The sequence below is a fragment of the Streptomyces sp. NPDC037271 genome (assembly GCF_055603605.1).
Window position 1 is genome coordinate 63,725 of sequence record NZ_JBVJVN010000009.1, and the last position, 13,538, is coordinate 77,262.

Genomic DNA, 13,538 nt, shown 5'->3' on the forward strand with positions numbered 1-13,538 from the left:
CCGTGTGCGCGAGGAGCGGGCCCGGCGGTGCGGCCTGCCGCCCCTCGCCCGTCGCCGGTGATCACCGCCCGTCGCCCGTCGCACGCTGACCACCGTCCGTCGCCCGCCGTGCTGCGGGCGCCGCGTGCCGGCCCGGGTCCTCCGCGGGGCCGGGCGGGCCCTCGGGTCGCCGCGACCGTGTGTGCTCGCCGGGCCCAAGCGGTCGGGGCACCCCTCGCGGCCGGGATGCCGTCCGCCGGGCCGGGGCGACTGCCGGGCGCCGTGCTGCGGGCGCCGCGTGCCGGGCTCGGGCACCGCTGGCCGGCGGCACCGCTGGCCGGCCGGGGCGGCTACGCCACGTCCCCGGCCCGCCACGTCCCCGCCGCAGCGCCCTCCCGTACGAAGTCCCCGAAGTCCCTCGGCGCACGGCCCAGCACCTGCTGGACCCCGTCCGACAGATGGGCGTTGCGGCCGTCGAGCAGGGTGCCGAACAGCCCCACGAGGAACGCGACCTCCTCCTCCGGCACCCCGAACCCGGCCAGGTTCTCGCCGTACTCGCGCGGCGGGACGGCCCGGTACGTCAGCGCGCGGCCCGTCACCTCCGCGATCTCGGCGACCGCCTCCGCGAAGGTCAGCAGGCGCGGCCCCGAGACCTCCAGCACCCGCCCGGCGTACCGGTCACCGGAGGCCAGCGCGGCCACCACCACGTCCGCGACGTCCCGCAGGTCCACGAACGGTTCCCGGGCCACGTCACCGGCCGGGAACACCAGCTCCCCGCGCTGCCGCAACTCCTCCACCAGCGGCCCCTCGCTGAAGTTCTGGGCGAACCACGCGGCCCGTACGACCGTCCAGTCCACGCCCGCCCCGGCCAGCGCCTCCTCGGTGGGCCGCGCCTGGTCCTCGCCCCGCGCCGACAGCAGCACCAACCGCCGTACTCCGAGCCCCGCCGCCTCCCGCGCGAGCTCCCCGACCGCCCCGGCGGCGTCGGGAGCGCCGACGTCGGTGGGGTAGGCCAGGTAGGCCGCGTCGGCGCCGCGCAGGACGTCCGCCCAGGTCGACCGGGACCGCCAGTCGAAGCCGGTCGCCCGGGACGCCGCCCGCACGGTCAGCCCGGCCGCCCGCGCCGCCTCGGCCACCCGCCGCCCGGTCCGGCCGGAGGCCCCCGTGACCACGACCGTCATGTCCCCGCCTGTGTTCGTGTCCGTCATGTGTGTCATGGCTTCAGTCAACTGCCGGGCGCCCCGCGTTCCCATCGTCGAACGACTCGCCGGCATGCGCGTGCGTCTAGGCTGTGACGCCATGGACGCACTCGCCGGCCTGCTGGAGGGCCCCCGTGCCCGTGGCGCGTTCATGATCCGCGCCTGTTTCGACCCGCCGTGGGCCGTGCGCGTCGAGGACCGGGCGCCGCTGACGGTGATGCTGCCGGTCCGCGGCGACGCCTGGATCGTGCAGGACACGGGGGAGCGGCTGCGGCTGCGGGCCGGCGACCTCGCCATCGCGCGCGGCCCCGACCCGTACACCTGCGCCGACGACCCCGGCACCCCGCCGCAGGCGGTGATCCTGCCGGGCGGGGAGTGCAGCTACCCCGACGGACGCCCCCTCAACGGCTCGATGGACCTCGGTGTGCGCACCTGGGGCGACCGGACCGACGGCGGCGCGGTGCTGCTGATCGGCACCTACCTGGTGCGCGGCGAGATCGGCGGCCGGCTGCTGGACGCCCTGCCGCCGCTGCTGTCCCTCACGTCCGACCAGTGGGACTGCCCGCTGACGCCCCTGCTGATGACGGAGGTCACCCGGGACGAGCCGGGCCAGGAGGTGGTCCTGGACCGACTCCTCGACCTGCTCGTCATCGCCGCGCTGCGGGCCTGGTTCGCCGGTCCGCGGGCCGAGCCGCCCACCTGGTACCGGGCCCTGGGCGACCCGGTCGTCGGCCGGGCACTGCGGCTGCTCCAGGACGACCCGTCGCACCCCTGGACGGTGGCGTCCCTCGCCGCCGAGGCCGGGGTCTCCCGCGCCGCGCTCGCCCGGCGCTTCACCGACCTGGTGGGCGAACCCCCGATGGCGTACCTCACCGGCTGGCGGCTCGCCGTCGCCGCCGACCGGCTGCGCGACACCGACGACACACTCGGCGCGATCGCCCGCCAGGTCGGCTACGGCAGCGCGTTCGCCCTGTCCACGGCCTTCAAACGGGTGTACGGCGTCAGCCCGCAGGAGTACCGCACCCCGGCGGCGTAGCCTGGCACCCGTGTACGCGGAACGGGCATCCCGGCTGACCGGCGCGGTGGTGTGGACCAACACCCCGACCGCGCCCGGCACCGGACGCGTCCTGCCCGACGGCTGCATGGACCTGCTCTGGTACGACGGCCGCCTGCTGGTCGCGGGCCCCGACACCCGTGCCCACGTCACCGAGGGAGCGCCGGGCACCTGGGCGGGCGTCCGCTTCCACCCCGGCACCGCGCCCGCCCTCCTCGGCGTCCCCGCGCACGAACTGCGCGACCGGCGCGTCGACCTCACCGACCTCTGGCCGTCCGCCCGGGCGCGGCGACTGGCCGCGCGGGTGAACGCGGCCCCCGACCCGGCGAGCGGCCTGGAGGAGGCGGCGCTGTCCCGGGCCGCCGACACCGGGCCCCCCGACCCGCTGCTGCGCCGCATCGTGGCCGCTCTCGACGGGGGCCGCCCGGTCTCCGCCACCGCTGACGAACTCGGTGTGAGCGCACGCCAGTTGCACCGCCGCTCCCTGGCCGCCTTCGGCTACGGACCCAAGACGCTGGCCCGCGTCCTGCGGCTGCAGCGCGCCCTCGCCCTGGCCCGCGCCGGCACGCCCCTCGCCGAGACGGCCGCCCGGGCCGGTTACGCGGATCAGGCTCATCTGACGCGGGACGTACGGGAGTTGACGGGCGTGGCGCCCGGGGAGCTACTGGCCCGGCGCGGCTAGCGGCGCGAACAGGTCGACGCCGTGGCCGTCCGGGTCGTTCACGACGGCGTACCGCTGCCCCCAGGGCGCGTCCCAGGGCTTGCGCTCGCCGTGGCAGCCGGCGCCGGTCAGCTCCTCGTAGAGCGTGTCGACCTCGGCGGGCGTGTCGCACAGCAGGGCGAGCGAGTGCCGTCCGCCACCGGCCGGCGGCTGCCAGTCGGGCGTGAAGGAGCGGACGGACTCCTCGGTGTCGAGCAGCAGCCGGATCCCGCCCGGCAACCCGGCCTCGGCGTGCGGACCGTGCTCGGCGCCCTCGGGGAAGGCGAAACCGAGCCGGCGGTAGAAGGTCACGGACGCGGCCATGTCGGAGACGACGAGGCCGATGGCGTTGAATCGTGCGGTCATGGGGCCACCGTAGGCAGGGCGTGCGCGGCCGGTCTTGAAGGAATCGGACACGCGGGAAGCGGTGGTGTGGGAAGCGGGGGTGTGGGAAGCGGGGGTGTGGGAAGCGGGGGTGTGGGGGAGACGGGCGTGGGAAAGGGACACGCGGGAAACGGGCGCGGGAGACCGTAGCGAGGTACGCCCGTGCCTCAGGAGCCCCTCAAGTCACTTGAACCGCACCGGGCCTGTCGTCCCGGCCGTGTCACGCCGGGCCGAACGACACCGGGCCCCGCGGCGTGTCCACCGTGCAGCGCAGGCCCGTGGGACCGGCGGTGAGCGGCAGTGCGGTGCCGAGGGCGGACAGCAGCGGGCGGATCCCCGCCGGGTCCGTGGCCGTCGCCGTGAGGGCCCGCAGGGGAGTGACGGGCAGACCCGCCGAGGGATGGGGCGTGGCGCCCCAGTCGATGAGGAAGGGCACCAGACCGGAAGGGTGGGCGCCGTCGGTCAGGCGCCACTCCAGGAGTGTGCCGTCGGCTCGGCGGCGGCTCATCGGGCGTACCGTGCCGGGGTCGTGGCCGCGGGCCCGGGCCGACGCCACCGCCGCGTCCAGGTCGGGCGGGCGGATCGCCCAGGTCACGATCCGCGGCGCGGTGAGCCGGTCGATCCGGAAGGGGCGCGGGCCGTCCGGCGGCGGCTGGTCCGGATCGGGGCCGATGATCTCCAGGTAGCCGGCGCCGCCCAGCCCCACGAGGTGGTTGCGGGTGCCGAGCCCGAGGTGCGTACCGCCGGGCGCGGGGGCGACACCGGTGCGCCGGGTGAAGTCGGCGACCGTCGTCGCCAGATCGGGGGTCGCCAGGACCAGGTGGTCCAGCAGTGCGGGAAGCGCGTTCATCCCGGCCGAGCGTAGGCGGCCCGGCCCGGCTGCGGAACGCCTGTGCGGCAGGATGGCCGTATGACCCGTCCCACGCGCGTCCTGCCGGTGCTGCTGCTGGCACCTCTGCTGCTCACCGCCTGCGGCTCCGAGAAGGCGGACGCCGACCCCGCGTCCGGCACCTCCGCGCGCACGGCCGAGGCCGCCGGCCGGGGAGAACTCGACGCCCGCGCACATGCCCTGGGCGTCGCGCCCGAACTGGTCCACGTCATCGAGGCCCCCGGGTTCACCCTGGCCCGGCAGTCCGTCGGCGTCCTCGGCGACGACGGCTTCTCCGCCACCTGGGTCTCCCGCGAGACCGGCGCCCAGCTGCGCCTCTCCGTCGACCGGGGCTCGATCACGGCCGCCACCTGCCCCGAGCAGCCCGTCGGTGACATGTCCGGCGAGCGCACCACCTGCGAGCGCGACGGCGACGCCTGGTACCGCACCGGCGCCGGGCGACACGAGTACGCCGTGCCCGGAGAGGGCCACGTCGTGCGTGCCTCCGGCGAGGCGGGCGCCGTACCGCGCGACGTCCTGCGTGGGGCGGCCCTGGCCGCCCACCGCCCCGACGACGCCGAAGCCGCCGATCTCCTGCCCTCCGCCGAGCCGGCGCCCGGCGCACCGGTGGAGCGCGGCGACCTGCCCCCGGTCGGCGACGGTGCTCCCGACAACAACGTGGACGTGGGCGGTTGAACCCGCCCCACCGTTGAACCCGCCCCACCGTCCGGCCCGGCGATCTAGGGTCTGCGGCATGGCACCCAGACTGCTCCTCTACACGCGCACCACCGCCTACCGCCACGACTCCATCCCGGACGCGGTCGACGCCGTCGGAACGCTGGGGGAGTTCGAGGCGGACCACACGGAGGATCCGGCGGTCCTGGAGCGGCCCCTCGACCGGTACGCCGCCGTCGTCTTCCTCTCCACCAGCGGCGAGGTGCTCACCCCGGCCGGGCGCGCCCGGCTCGCCGCGTACGTCGAGGCGGGCGGCGGCTTCGTCGGCGTGCACGCGGCGGCCTGCACCGAGGAGGACTGGCCGTACTACGGCGAACTGCTCGGCGCCCGCTTCGACCGCCACCCCGCCTACCAGCCGGGCCGGGTGGTCGTCGAGGACCGCGACCACCCCGCGACCCGGAACCTGCCCGCCGGCTGGGAGTTCACGGACGAGTGGTACGACTTCCGCAGCAACCCGCGCGGTGCGGTCCGCGTCCTCGCCCGCGCCGACGAGTCGTCGTACGAGGGCGGCGGCATGGGCGGTGACCATCCACTGGTCTGGTGCCGCGACCAGGGCGCGGGCCGCGTCTTCTACACGGCCCTCGGCCACGCCGCCGACGCCTACACCGACCCGGACTTCCGTGCCCACCTGAGGGGCGGCATCGCCTGGGCGGCACGCACGGACCGGGCCGCCGGCCCCTCTCGCGAGTGACGAGCCCGCCGCGCGGACACCGCGACGCTCTGGGGCGCTCTGCTCTGGGGCGCGCGGTTCTGGGGCGCTCTGCTCTTGCCGTCAGCCGGTCGCCCGGCCCGTGCGGCAGCGGCCCGTCCGCCGGCAGTGCCGCGGCGGCCGGGAGCAGGGCCGGCGGGCCGACCTGCCCTGCCGACCGCCGTGCCGACCACCAGAACACTTGGCGCGGGGGAGGTTGATCAGCCCTCGCCGGCGGATCCCCCCGCCGTGCGCGGCGGTGCCGTACTCGCGCGTTCCACCAGGCGGGTCGAGAGTTCCGTGCGGGTGCTCTCCGGGTGGTGACCGTCCATCATGCGCAGCAGCAGGCGCAGGGCGGTGGCCGCCATCTCGGAGAGGGGCTGGCGGACCGTGGTCAGGGCCGGCGTGACCCAGCGGGCCTCGGGCAGGTCGTCGAAACCGACCACGCTCATGTCGGCCGGCACCGTCATGTCCCGCTCGGCCAGGGCCTCGTACACGCCGAGGGCCATCGCGTCCGAGCAGGCGAACACGGCGGTCGGCGGGACGGGCAGGTCGAGCAGCTCCCGCATGCGGCTGCGGGCCGCGGCCCGGTCGAACCCGGCGTGGCGGACGTACTCGGGGCGATGGTGCACACCCGCCGCGGCGAGGGCGGAACGGTAGCCCGCGACCCGCGCGCTGCTGCACAGCCTGTGCCGCTCACCGGCGACGACGGCGATCCGTTCGTGACCGAGGCGCAGCAGGTGCTCGGTCGCCGTGACCCCGCCCTGCCAGTTCGCCGCGCCGACGGACACCACGCCCGGCGGCGGCTCCACCGCCGGGTCGATCATCACGAACGGGACGCGGTGGTGCTCCAGCCAGGCGTACTGGGCGGCGGTCAGTTCGGCCAGGCTGAACAGCACTCCGGAGGAACCGCGCACGAGGAGCCTGTCCAGCCGGTCCCGCTCCGGCCGCGGCTTCTCCTGAGGGCCGGTCCTGGAGCGGTCCAGGCCCGCCGACACCACGACCTCCAGCCCCGCGTCGTACGCCGCCTCCTCCGCTCCGTGCAGTACCGCGCCCGACCAGGAGCTCTCCAGGGAGTGCATGACGAGGTCGACCAGCCGGGGCGCGCGCGTGGGATCGTAGCGGGGTCTGCGTACGTAGCCGAGCCGGTCCAGTGCCTCCGCGACGCGCCGGCGGGTCTCGGGTGCCACGTCCTCGCGGCCGTTGACCACCTTGGACGCGGTCGGCACCGAGACCCCCGCCTCCCGGGCCACGACCGCCAGCGTCGGCCCGGCCGACGTGCTCGCACCCGCGGTACGGACCATCGGTCAACCACCTCTCCGGCCCGCCCGGGGCCCGGGTAGAAAGCGCTTCCTATACTAGGTTCGCCGTACCACGGCGGGAAGAGCGAGGGCGGCCTCGGGGAACATCGGCGCAGCGGCGGTCGGCCTTCTCGGCCCTCCCGGCCCTCCCGGCCCTCCCGGCTTTCTCGACCTTCTCGGCCTTCTCGCGGTCTCTCCTGGCGCGGGGCGCCCCTGCCCCTCGGCGCGACGGCGAGGGAGAGCGTGCTTCCCGTATCCGATTCGCCGCCCGGCGGAACCGCCGGGCCGCTGGCTCGTTGAGCTACCCGGGTGAAGGAATGAGGGGATTCGGTGAGGAGGTTCCGGGTGAGGCGAATCGGTCCTGCCGGTCGCACACGCCCGGTCGGGCCTCACGCACGCCCATGCGGAACATAACCGGAACACCTGTCAGAAAAGTCAACAACCTTTACCATAAGTAAGTTGACGGTAACGAAGCAGTGTATTAAAGGCCATTGACGGGGGCGTCCATGACCAGTCTTCCTGAAATCTCCGCCGAGCTCGCCACCTACTTCGCGCTGGCGGCCGAAACCCTGGGCGTCGCCATGGTGGCGAGCGCCGCACAGCGCGTCACGGACGGGTCGATCGACGCGGGCCAGGGCTACTTCCGCCGACTCTTCCGCCGCGGCGGCGAGGACACCCCGCTCGCCCTCCCCGAGGGCGGCAGCGAACAGCGCGCCGACCGGCTGCTCGGTGCGCTCTCCCCGGAGGACCGACAGCGGCTGGCCGCGGCCCTGACGGCGTGGCTCGGCGAGCAGCGGGACCGCCGTCCGGACGAGGCCCGCCTGGCGGACCTCCTGGCAGCCGCACCGGCGCCCACCCGCACCTACCACGTCACGGCCCACGGCCCGAACTCCGCCGCCATCGGCTCGGTGGGGGACGGTGCCACCTTCGACTTCGGCGGCGACAGCCGTCACGGGGACGGAGGATGAGCTCCGACGGCCCCGGCGCGGACGGGACCTGCGAGGTCGGCAACGTCAGCGGCAGCGGCAACGGTCAGATCGTGATCGGCACTGTCGGTCCCTACGCCACGTTCAATCGGTGGTTGAAACACTCCGCGCTCCTCACGTGGCCCTCTCTGTCCGTTTTCCTCGTCATCGCCTGGACCATCGGCTACGCCGTCTACGCCGTAGCCCATTGGCCCGGCGGCCCGCAGACCCAGTACGTGTGGTTCTACGTCCTCGCGCCCCTCGCCCTGCTGATCGCCGGTGCCGCCGCCCTGTACCCGGCCGACCGGACCGGGGAGACCCGCGACGCCGAGCAGCGGGCCGCCGACGAACGGCGGCGCGGTATCGTCCGCGCCGTCCTCGTAGGCACCGCCCTGCTCTGCTCCTTCGGCGGCGCGTTCGCCTGGGCGGTCGTCGACCGCACCGGCGAGGTCGGTGTGGAAATGTCCATCGGCGGCACGCAGCCCGTGGGCGACGCCGGCGGCACACTCACGGTGGAGATGGCGCGGCCGGCCCTCGGCGACGTACGGGACAAGCTGCGACTGAAGCTGACCATCGTCGACGACGATCCGAGCACACCCACCTGCGTCGGCAGGACCACGGCGACGATCACCGCCGCCACCCCGGGCGTCACCCCGAACACGCGGGAGGTGCCCGCGCAGTCGACCGTCGACTTCGACCTCGGCGGGCGCCAGGGGGCACTCCGGTTCGAGGTCGCCGTACATCCGGAGACGGGCTGCTCCATGCGCCTCGCGCAGGTTCGCGGAACGCTGCACAACGACTGAACCACGACGACCAGGAGGACCGTTCATGAGTGAAACGGGGCGTCGTTCCCGCACGATCCGCATCGGGGTCACCGCGGCGGCCCTCGCGGGAGCCGCCCTCGCCGGCTGCTCCTCGGAGCCCCCTTCGCTGCTCGCCGACGGGAGGATCGAGGTCGGCGCCAAGGGCGACCAGCCGGGCACGAGCTACTCACCCCACGACGGCGAGTTCAACGGGTTCGACATCACGGTCGCCCGGGAAGTGCTCGACCGAGTGGGCGTCGAGTCCGTCGATTTCGAAGGCGTCCTGTCCAAGAACCGAGCCCGCGCCCTGCACGAGGGAGACGTCCAGCTCATCGCGGCCACCTACTCGATCACGAAGGACAGGATGACGCCGAAGTCGGAATCGGGACACGGCGAGGGACTCGACTTCGTGGGCCCCTACGCTTCGACCCAACAGGGCGTCCTCGTACGGACCGAGGACGCCGCACGCTACAAGCACCTCAGCGACCTCAACGGACGGCTCGTCTGCGTCTGGGAAGGCACCACCTCCGCGGCGGAGCTCAAGAGAAAGGCGTACGGCGACATCCGCACCGTCACGGAGACGGACGCCCGGGACTGCGTCAGAAGACTGCGGGAGGAGACGGTCGACGCCGTCTCCACCGACCAGCTGATCCTCTACGGATTCATGGAGGACGATCCCAGTCTCACCGTCCGGAAAGGCCTGTCGTTCGGCCCGTTCAACGACTACGGCATCGCCATGGCCAAGGGCCACCGGGACGACTGCAAGAAGCTCCAGCAGGCCCTCATGGACTACGCGCGCAGCAACGACTGGGACCAGGACTTCCAGAACAACCTGCCCCAGGTCCCCAAGGCCATCCGCGACAAGGCCAGGCCCAACGACGACGACATCGACACCTACTCCTGCCGCGACGAACCGGGCAACGCGCAGTTGGACGACTGACAGCCACCCCGGCGCCGGACGACAGACCCGACCGGTCGCGGTGACGGGCTACCGGACGGGTCGCCGGCCGGTTACTCCTCGTAGGCGGTGACGGTGTCGAGGCCGGCGTGCCGCAGGGTCCGGTGAACGGCCGGGCGGGCCCCGCGGACGGTGAGGGCGGCCGGTTCGGGGGCCCGGGTGACCACGCGCAGGAGCGCGTAGGCACAGGCCAGGTCGATGTGCTCCAGGTCGCTCATCTCCAGGGTCCATGTGCTGGGCTGTTGCAGACGGTGGTCGAGGAGGAGCTCCTCCAGTAGGCGCAGCGCGGGGGCGTCCAGGTCACCGGAGAAGGCCAGGACTGCGCGCTGGCCGTCGGCCTCCACGATCCTCACGGGTGGGGACAGGTCGGGGCGATGAGGGTCGACGCTCACGACGGCCTCCTCGGCAGCACAAGCGGGCGTACGTGCCTTCAGTGTCTCTCAGCCATTGTCCCTCAGCGGCGCCGAGCGGGACGCCCGGAATAGATCCGCTCGCCGGGACGCTCTGGCATGAGCGGTCCATCAGCGCGGCGAAGGGCTGGTGAGCGTGTGATGACAGACCGGACACACCCCGTGGTCAGTACGCCGTACGGGGCCGTACGAGGCAGGTACGAGCACGGCGTCGCCGTGTTCCGTGGCATTCCGTACGCGGCGCCTCCCTTCGGGCCCCGCCGGTTCCGCCCGCCCGTGCCGCCCGAGCCGTGGGACGGAGTACGCGACGCGGGCTCCTTCGGCCCCACGGCGCCGAAACCGCCGTACTCCGAGGCCTTCGCCCAGTACCTCTCCGACCCGGAGATTCCCGGCGACGACTGCCTCAACCTCAACGTCTGGACCCCCGAGCCGGACCCCGGCGCCCGCCTGCCCGTCCTGGTCTGGCTGCACGGCGGCGCCCTGACCAGGGGCTCCTCCGCCGTACCCGTCTACGACGGCCGCACCTTCGCCCGCGACGGACTGGTCTGCGTGTCGATCAACTACCGGCTGGGCATCGAGGGCTACGGACTGTTCCCGGACGCCCCCGCGAACGCCGGACTGCGCGACCAGCTCGCCGCCCTGGAGTGGGTGCGGGAGTCGATCACGGCCTTCGGCGGCGACCCCGACCGGGTGACCGTCGCCGGTCAGTCGGCCGGTGCGATCAGCACCGGCGCGCTGCTCGCCGCTCCGCAGGCCCAGGGGCTGTTCCGGCGGGCCGTGCTGCAGAGCGGGGCACCGGAGGCCTCCGACCGTGACAAGGTACGGCGGATGGTCCGCCGCATGGCCTCCCGCCTGAGGATCCCCGCCACCGCCGAGGCCTTCGCCGCCGCCGACCGGGCCCAGCTGCTGCGCGCCCAGGCCGACGTGGGCAGGTTCAGCAGCCCCGTACTCGGCGGACCCGCCTTCGGGATCGTCGTCGACGGGGACGTCGTTCCCCGCGACCCCCTGGAGGCGCTCGTCGAGGGCCGGGCCGCGCTCGGCACCGACCTGATGATGGGCTGGACCCGCGACGAGTACCGGCTCTGGCTGGTACCCGGCGGCCTCCTCGAACGCGTCGACCGGCTCGGCGCCGTGGCCCTGGCGGGCGCCCGCGCCCGCTGCCACTGCGGCAACGAGGTCGTACGCGGCTACCGGGCGATGCACGCGGGCGCCGCCGAGACCGTCGGGCAGCTGGTCACCGACCACCTGCTCCGCATGCCGATGCACCGCCTGGCCGACGCCCGGCCGGGATCGTCGTACGTCTACGAGTTCGCCTGGCCGTCCAACCTGCCCGGCCTCGGCGCCTGCCACGCACTGGAGCTGGGCTTCGTCTTCGACTCGGGGGACACCCCGGACTCCCGCCGGCTCGCGGGCGAGGGCGCTCCGCAGGAGCTGGCCGACGAGATGCACGGGGCGTGGGTGCGGTTCGCCGAGTCCGGCGACCCGGGCTGGGCGGCGTGGGACGCCACGCACCCCGTGCGGGTCTTCGGCACCGGCGCCGCGCACACGGTGTACGCCCCGCGCGACGCCCAGTTCGACCTGTGGCAGGCCGACGTCACCATGCGAGGAATGCGGTCCAGACGGCCGGCCCGACGGTGATGTGGGGGGCGGTGGGGTCGTCGGTCTTGGAGTCGCGGATGTGGATGGTGGTGGGTTGGGTGGCGACTTCTACGCAGTCGCCGCTCTCGCTGCCGCTGTAGCTGGACTCGCGCCACTCGTGGGCGACTTCGATGCAGTTGCCGCCGTCACTGCCGCCGTAACTCGACTTGAACCATCGCGGTTCGGTGCTGCTCATTGCTCTCCCAGGAGACGGCCCAGGAGGCCCCTCGTGTCCTCGGGCGTGAGGGCCTGGGACCGCAGCATCGCACACCTCTGAGTAGGAATGGCCACCTCGTCAGGGGTAGCGACCGCGGCGGCAACCGGGATACGGCGGCCTCCCAAGCCTGGGACCCGGCGCGGCCAGACCTCGCCCCACGGTCGCACCAGGCCCGGCCTGAGGAAGGCCGGTGGCTCCTGCGCCACGGACGGATGCCGGCACGCGCACCCGGGCGGCCACATCCGTCTCCGGGGTTCGCCATATCCCTCGTCGGAGGGAGGCGGTATCGGCCCGAGGTCGCATGCGCACGGGACGCCGGATTCGTACGATGAGCCCATGAAGCGACGTTCAGCCGGGCGCTGGCTCCAGGTTGTCGGCATCGGTCACGGGGTCCTCGGGGCGGTGACCTATCGCGACGTCTTCGTCGACATGGCGCGCGAAGGCCTCATCGACTCCGTGCCTGACCGGGGTGACCGGGCCGCGGCCTTCTGGTTCATGGCCGCCGCGCCCGCCCTGTGGATGGGCGGGCGGCTGCTGCAGGCCGCGGAGGAACACGAGGACGTCCCGGCCCAGCGCGCCGCAGGCGTCGTTCTGACCGTTGTCGGTGCGACGGGCACCGCGATGATGCCGAAGAGCGGCTTCCCCGCCCTGGCGGGTATAGGCGGCCTCCTGCTGCGCAGGTCGCTGCGCGGTTAGAAGCTGTCGTTCGGATCAGGCCGACCCAGGCAACGGTGCCTTGCAGTCGACGACAACGCCGCAGATGGGAGTGCCAGACCCGCGACCCCGGCAAGATCCGAACGGAACTCCCTCACCAGGCCCCTTGTCAGCGAGGAGGACCCGAACCCGCCCCGTATGGGCTCGCCCCCGGCCATTCCGGGATCGGGCTCTGTCTGTGGCCGGTGGCAGGATCCGAGGGTGCCGATCGCGCGATACCGCCTCGCGAAGTGACGCCTCGGGACGCAGAGGAAGTTGGTGGCGAGCGTCGGTCCTGACGCGTGGCGTGGACCACAGCAGCGGAAGGGATTGTTCCTGTGGCCCGGCGGACAGGGTCCCGTCGTTCGCCGTCCACAGCCGTCAGGTCAGACACAGGAAGACTTCACATGTCACTGCGCAGAAGAGTCACCATAACCGCCTTTTCCGCTCTGCTGGTCGGCACCTCGCTGACCGGAGTGGCCTCGGCGGCGGCGTCTGGTGAGGAGACGCTTTCCGCGCCCGTCACCGCAGCCAGCGGATTCAATTGCGAGTCACCGTACATCCGGGACACCGAGAACTACAACGGCTACACGGCGGGGTACTCGTGGGCCTGGAACGTGGAAGTGGGAATCAACTACAACGGTTCCCAGTACCACGACCGGGTGAAAGAGATCCAGTGCCTGGTGAACAATCTCTGGGGATATGACGCGGGCGCTGAGGACGGCATCTTCGGCCCTGCTACCGAGACGGCGATCAAGGCCTTCCAGAAGGACGTGGGCCTTGCCTCCGATGGCATCGTCGGCCCCAACACCTGGCGTGTCCTGCGCATCGGCTACCAGAAGTAGGAGCGCCGACGCGGGGTGGGGGGGGGGGGGGGGGCGGGGGGGGGGGGGGGGGTTTTCTCATGTGGGAGTGTGGGCGAGGGGAGGGGTGGTTGGCTTGGCGG

General features: G+C 73.5%; 16 protein-coding genes and 1 pseudogene. 10 read left to right on the top strand and 7 right to left on the bottom strand.

Going from position 1 to position 13,538, the window contains the following annotated elements; genetic code table 11:
* Positions 1-329 precede the first annotated feature (329 nt).
* Positions 330-1,196 carry an NmrA family NAD(P)-binding protein gene (locus tag ACZ7G3_RS17720; protein ID WP_470926539.1) on the bottom strand — a complete coding sequence of 289 codons (867 nt, stop codon included), beginning with the start codon at positions 1,194-1,196 and terminating at the stop codon, positions 330-332.
* An 82-nt stretch (positions 1,197-1,278) separates the two neighbouring features.
* Between ACZ7G3_RS17720 and ACZ7G3_RS17725 the strand changes: the two genes are divergently transcribed.
* On the top strand, positions 1,279-2,214 hold the full coding sequence (locus tag ACZ7G3_RS17725; RefSeq protein ID WP_470926541.1) for an AraC family transcriptional regulator: 936 nt from the start codon (positions 1,279-1,281) through the stop codon (positions 2,212-2,214).
* Between the two features lie 10 nt (positions 2,215-2,224).
* On the top strand, positions 2,225-2,914 hold the full coding sequence (locus ACZ7G3_RS17730; RefSeq protein WP_470926543.1) for a helix-turn-helix domain-containing protein: 690 nt from the start codon (positions 2,225-2,227) through the stop codon (positions 2,912-2,914).
* On the opposite strand, the gene ACZ7G3_RS17735 is transcribed toward ACZ7G3_RS17730, so the two are convergent.
* On the bottom strand, positions 2,894-3,298 hold the full coding sequence (locus ACZ7G3_RS17735) for a VOC family protein (RefSeq protein ID WP_470926545.1): 405 nt from the start codon (positions 3,296-3,298) through the stop codon (positions 2,894-2,896). The genes ACZ7G3_RS17730 and ACZ7G3_RS17735 overlap by 21 nt on opposite strands.
* Positions 3,299-3,536: 238 nt before the next feature.
* Complete coding sequence (locus tag ACZ7G3_RS17740; RefSeq protein WP_470926547.1) at positions 3,537-4,166, bottom strand: VOC family protein; 630 nt, start codon at positions 4,164-4,166, stop codon at positions 3,537-3,539.
* Between the two features lie 60 nt (positions 4,167-4,226).
* Here ACZ7G3_RS17740 and ACZ7G3_RS17745 point away from each other — a divergent pair, with 60 nt between their 5' ends.
* The gene (locus ACZ7G3_RS17745; protein ID WP_470926549.1) at positions 4,227-4,880 is read left to right on the top strand and encodes a hypothetical protein; all 654 of its coding nucleotides are present in this window, start codon (positions 4,227-4,229) and stop codon (positions 4,878-4,880) included.
* Between the two features lie 58 nt (positions 4,881-4,938).
* Positions 4,939-5,610 (top strand): ThuA domain-containing protein, encoded by a 672-nt coding sequence (locus tag ACZ7G3_RS17750; protein ID WP_470926550.1) that lies wholly within the window; start codon positions 4,939-4,941, stop codon positions 5,608-5,610.
* 218 nt (positions 5,611-5,828) lie between these two features.
* On the opposite strand, the gene ACZ7G3_RS17755 is transcribed toward ACZ7G3_RS17750, so the two are convergent.
* Positions 5,829-6,911 carry a LacI family DNA-binding transcriptional regulator gene (locus tag ACZ7G3_RS17755; protein WP_470926552.1) on the bottom strand — a complete coding sequence of 361 codons (1,083 nt, stop codon included), beginning with the start codon at positions 6,909-6,911 and terminating at the stop codon, positions 5,829-5,831.
* A gap of 503 nt (positions 6,912-7,414) precedes the next feature.
* Between ACZ7G3_RS17755 and ACZ7G3_RS17760 the strand changes: the two genes are divergently transcribed.
* Genes ACZ7G3_RS17760 through ACZ7G3_RS17770 form a run of 3 tightly spaced genes read left to right on the top strand, consistent with a single transcriptional unit; the run spans position 7,415 to position 9,616 of the window.
* Positions 7,415-7,876, top strand: a complete 462-nt coding sequence (locus ACZ7G3_RS17760) for a hypothetical protein (RefSeq protein WP_470926554.1) — start codon at positions 7,415-7,417, stop codon at positions 7,874-7,876.
* Complete coding sequence (locus tag ACZ7G3_RS17765; protein WP_470926555.1) at positions 7,873-8,676, top strand: hypothetical protein; 804 nt, start codon at positions 7,873-7,875, stop codon at positions 8,674-8,676. Before ACZ7G3_RS17760 ends, ACZ7G3_RS17765 begins: the two co-directional genes overlap by 4 nt.
* A gap of 25 nt (positions 8,677-8,701) precedes the next feature.
* Positions 8,702-9,616 (top strand): glutamate ABC transporter substrate-binding protein, encoded by a 915-nt coding sequence (locus ACZ7G3_RS17770; RefSeq protein ID WP_470926557.1) that lies wholly within the window; start codon positions 8,702-8,704, stop codon positions 9,614-9,616.
* Positions 9,617-9,687: 71 nt separating this feature from the next.
* Here the strand turns inward: ACZ7G3_RS17770 and ACZ7G3_RS17775 are convergent, their stop codons facing one another.
* On the bottom strand, positions 9,688-10,026 hold the full coding sequence (locus ACZ7G3_RS17775) for an STAS domain-containing protein (protein ID WP_470926559.1): 339 nt from the start codon (positions 10,024-10,026) through the stop codon (positions 9,688-9,690).
* Between the two features lie 159 nt (positions 10,027-10,185).
* On the opposite strand from ACZ7G3_RS17775, the gene ACZ7G3_RS17780 reads away from it, so the two are divergent.
* Positions 10,186-11,682, top strand: coding sequence for a carboxylesterase/lipase family protein (locus tag ACZ7G3_RS17780; protein ID WP_470926561.1), 1,497 nt, complete (start codon positions 10,186-10,188; stop codon positions 11,680-11,682).
* Here the strand turns inward: ACZ7G3_RS17780 and ACZ7G3_RS17785 are convergent.
* Together ACZ7G3_RS17785 and ACZ7G3_RS17790 are read right to left on the bottom strand one after the other, a co-directional pair.
* Positions 11,639-11,878, bottom strand: coding sequence for a DUF397 domain-containing protein (locus ACZ7G3_RS17785; RefSeq protein WP_470926563.1), 240 nt, complete (start codon positions 11,876-11,878; stop codon positions 11,639-11,641). The two genes, ACZ7G3_RS17780 and ACZ7G3_RS17785, sit on opposite strands and share 44 nt — an antisense overlap.
* Positions 11,875-11,991, bottom strand: a pseudogene (locus tag ACZ7G3_RS17790) (transcriptional regulator); the annotation flags it as partial. The pseudogene ACZ7G3_RS17790 and the gene ACZ7G3_RS17785, both read right to left, overlap by 4 nt.
* Positions 11,992-12,235: 244 nt before the next feature.
* Here ACZ7G3_RS17790 and ACZ7G3_RS17795 point away from each other — a divergent pair.
* Positions 12,236-12,595: a DUF6463 family protein gene (locus ACZ7G3_RS17795; RefSeq protein WP_470926564.1), complete on the top strand. Its 360-nt coding sequence runs from the start codon at positions 12,236-12,238 to the stop codon at positions 12,593-12,595.
* Between the two features lie 404 nt (positions 12,596-12,999).
* Positions 13,000-13,437 (top strand): peptidoglycan-binding domain-containing protein, encoded by a 438-nt coding sequence (locus ACZ7G3_RS17800; protein ID WP_470926565.1) that lies wholly within the window; start codon positions 13,000-13,002, stop codon positions 13,435-13,437.
* Positions 13,438-13,538: the final 101 nt, after the last annotated feature.

Excerpts from the sequence above, each read along its gene's own strand:
- ACZ7G3_RS17720 (WP_470926539.1), bottom strand. The coding sequence starts at position 1,196 with ATGACACACATGACGGACACGAACACAGGCGGGGACATGACGGTCGTG.
- ACZ7G3_RS17725 (WP_470926541.1), top strand. The coding sequence starts at position 1,279 with ATGGACGCACTCGCCGGCCTGCTGGAGGGCCCCCGTGCCCGTGGCGCG.
- ACZ7G3_RS17735 (WP_470926545.1), bottom strand. The coding sequence starts at position 3,298 with ATGACCGCACGATTCAACGCCATCGGCCTCGTCGTCTCCGACATGGCC.
- ACZ7G3_RS17740 (WP_470926547.1), bottom strand. The coding sequence starts at position 4,166 with ATGAACGCGCTTCCCGCACTGCTGGACCACCTGGTCCTGGCGACCCCC.
- ACZ7G3_RS17745 (WP_470926549.1), top strand. The coding sequence starts at position 4,227 with ATGACCCGTCCCACGCGCGTCCTGCCGGTGCTGCTGCTGGCACCTCTG.
- ACZ7G3_RS17750 (WP_470926550.1), top strand. The coding sequence starts at position 4,939 with ATGGCACCCAGACTGCTCCTCTACACGCGCACCACCGCCTACCGCCAC.
- ACZ7G3_RS17755 (WP_470926552.1), bottom strand. The coding sequence starts at position 6,911 with ATGGTCCGTACCGCGGGTGCGAGCACGTCGGCCGGGCCGACGCTGGCG.
- ACZ7G3_RS17760 (WP_470926554.1), top strand. The coding sequence starts at position 7,415 with ATGACCAGTCTTCCTGAAATCTCCGCCGAGCTCGCCACCTACTTCGCG.
- ACZ7G3_RS17765 (WP_470926555.1), top strand. The coding sequence starts at position 7,873 with ATGAGCTCCGACGGCCCCGGCGCGGACGGGACCTGCGAGGTCGGCAAC.
- ACZ7G3_RS17770 (WP_470926557.1), top strand. The coding sequence starts at position 8,702 with ATGAGTGAAACGGGGCGTCGTTCCCGCACGATCCGCATCGGGGTCACC.
- ACZ7G3_RS17780 (WP_470926561.1), top strand. The coding sequence starts at position 10,186 with ATGACAGACCGGACACACCCCGTGGTCAGTACGCCGTACGGGGCCGTA.
- ACZ7G3_RS17785 (WP_470926563.1), bottom strand. The coding sequence starts at position 11,878 with ATGAGCAGCACCGAACCGCGATGGTTCAAGTCGAGTTACGGCGGCAGT.
- ACZ7G3_RS17795 (WP_470926564.1), top strand. The coding sequence starts at position 12,236 with ATGAAGCGACGTTCAGCCGGGCGCTGGCTCCAGGTTGTCGGCATCGGT.
- ACZ7G3_RS17800 (WP_470926565.1), top strand. The coding sequence starts at position 13,000 with ATGTCACTGCGCAGAAGAGTCACCATAACCGCCTTTTCCGCTCTGCTG.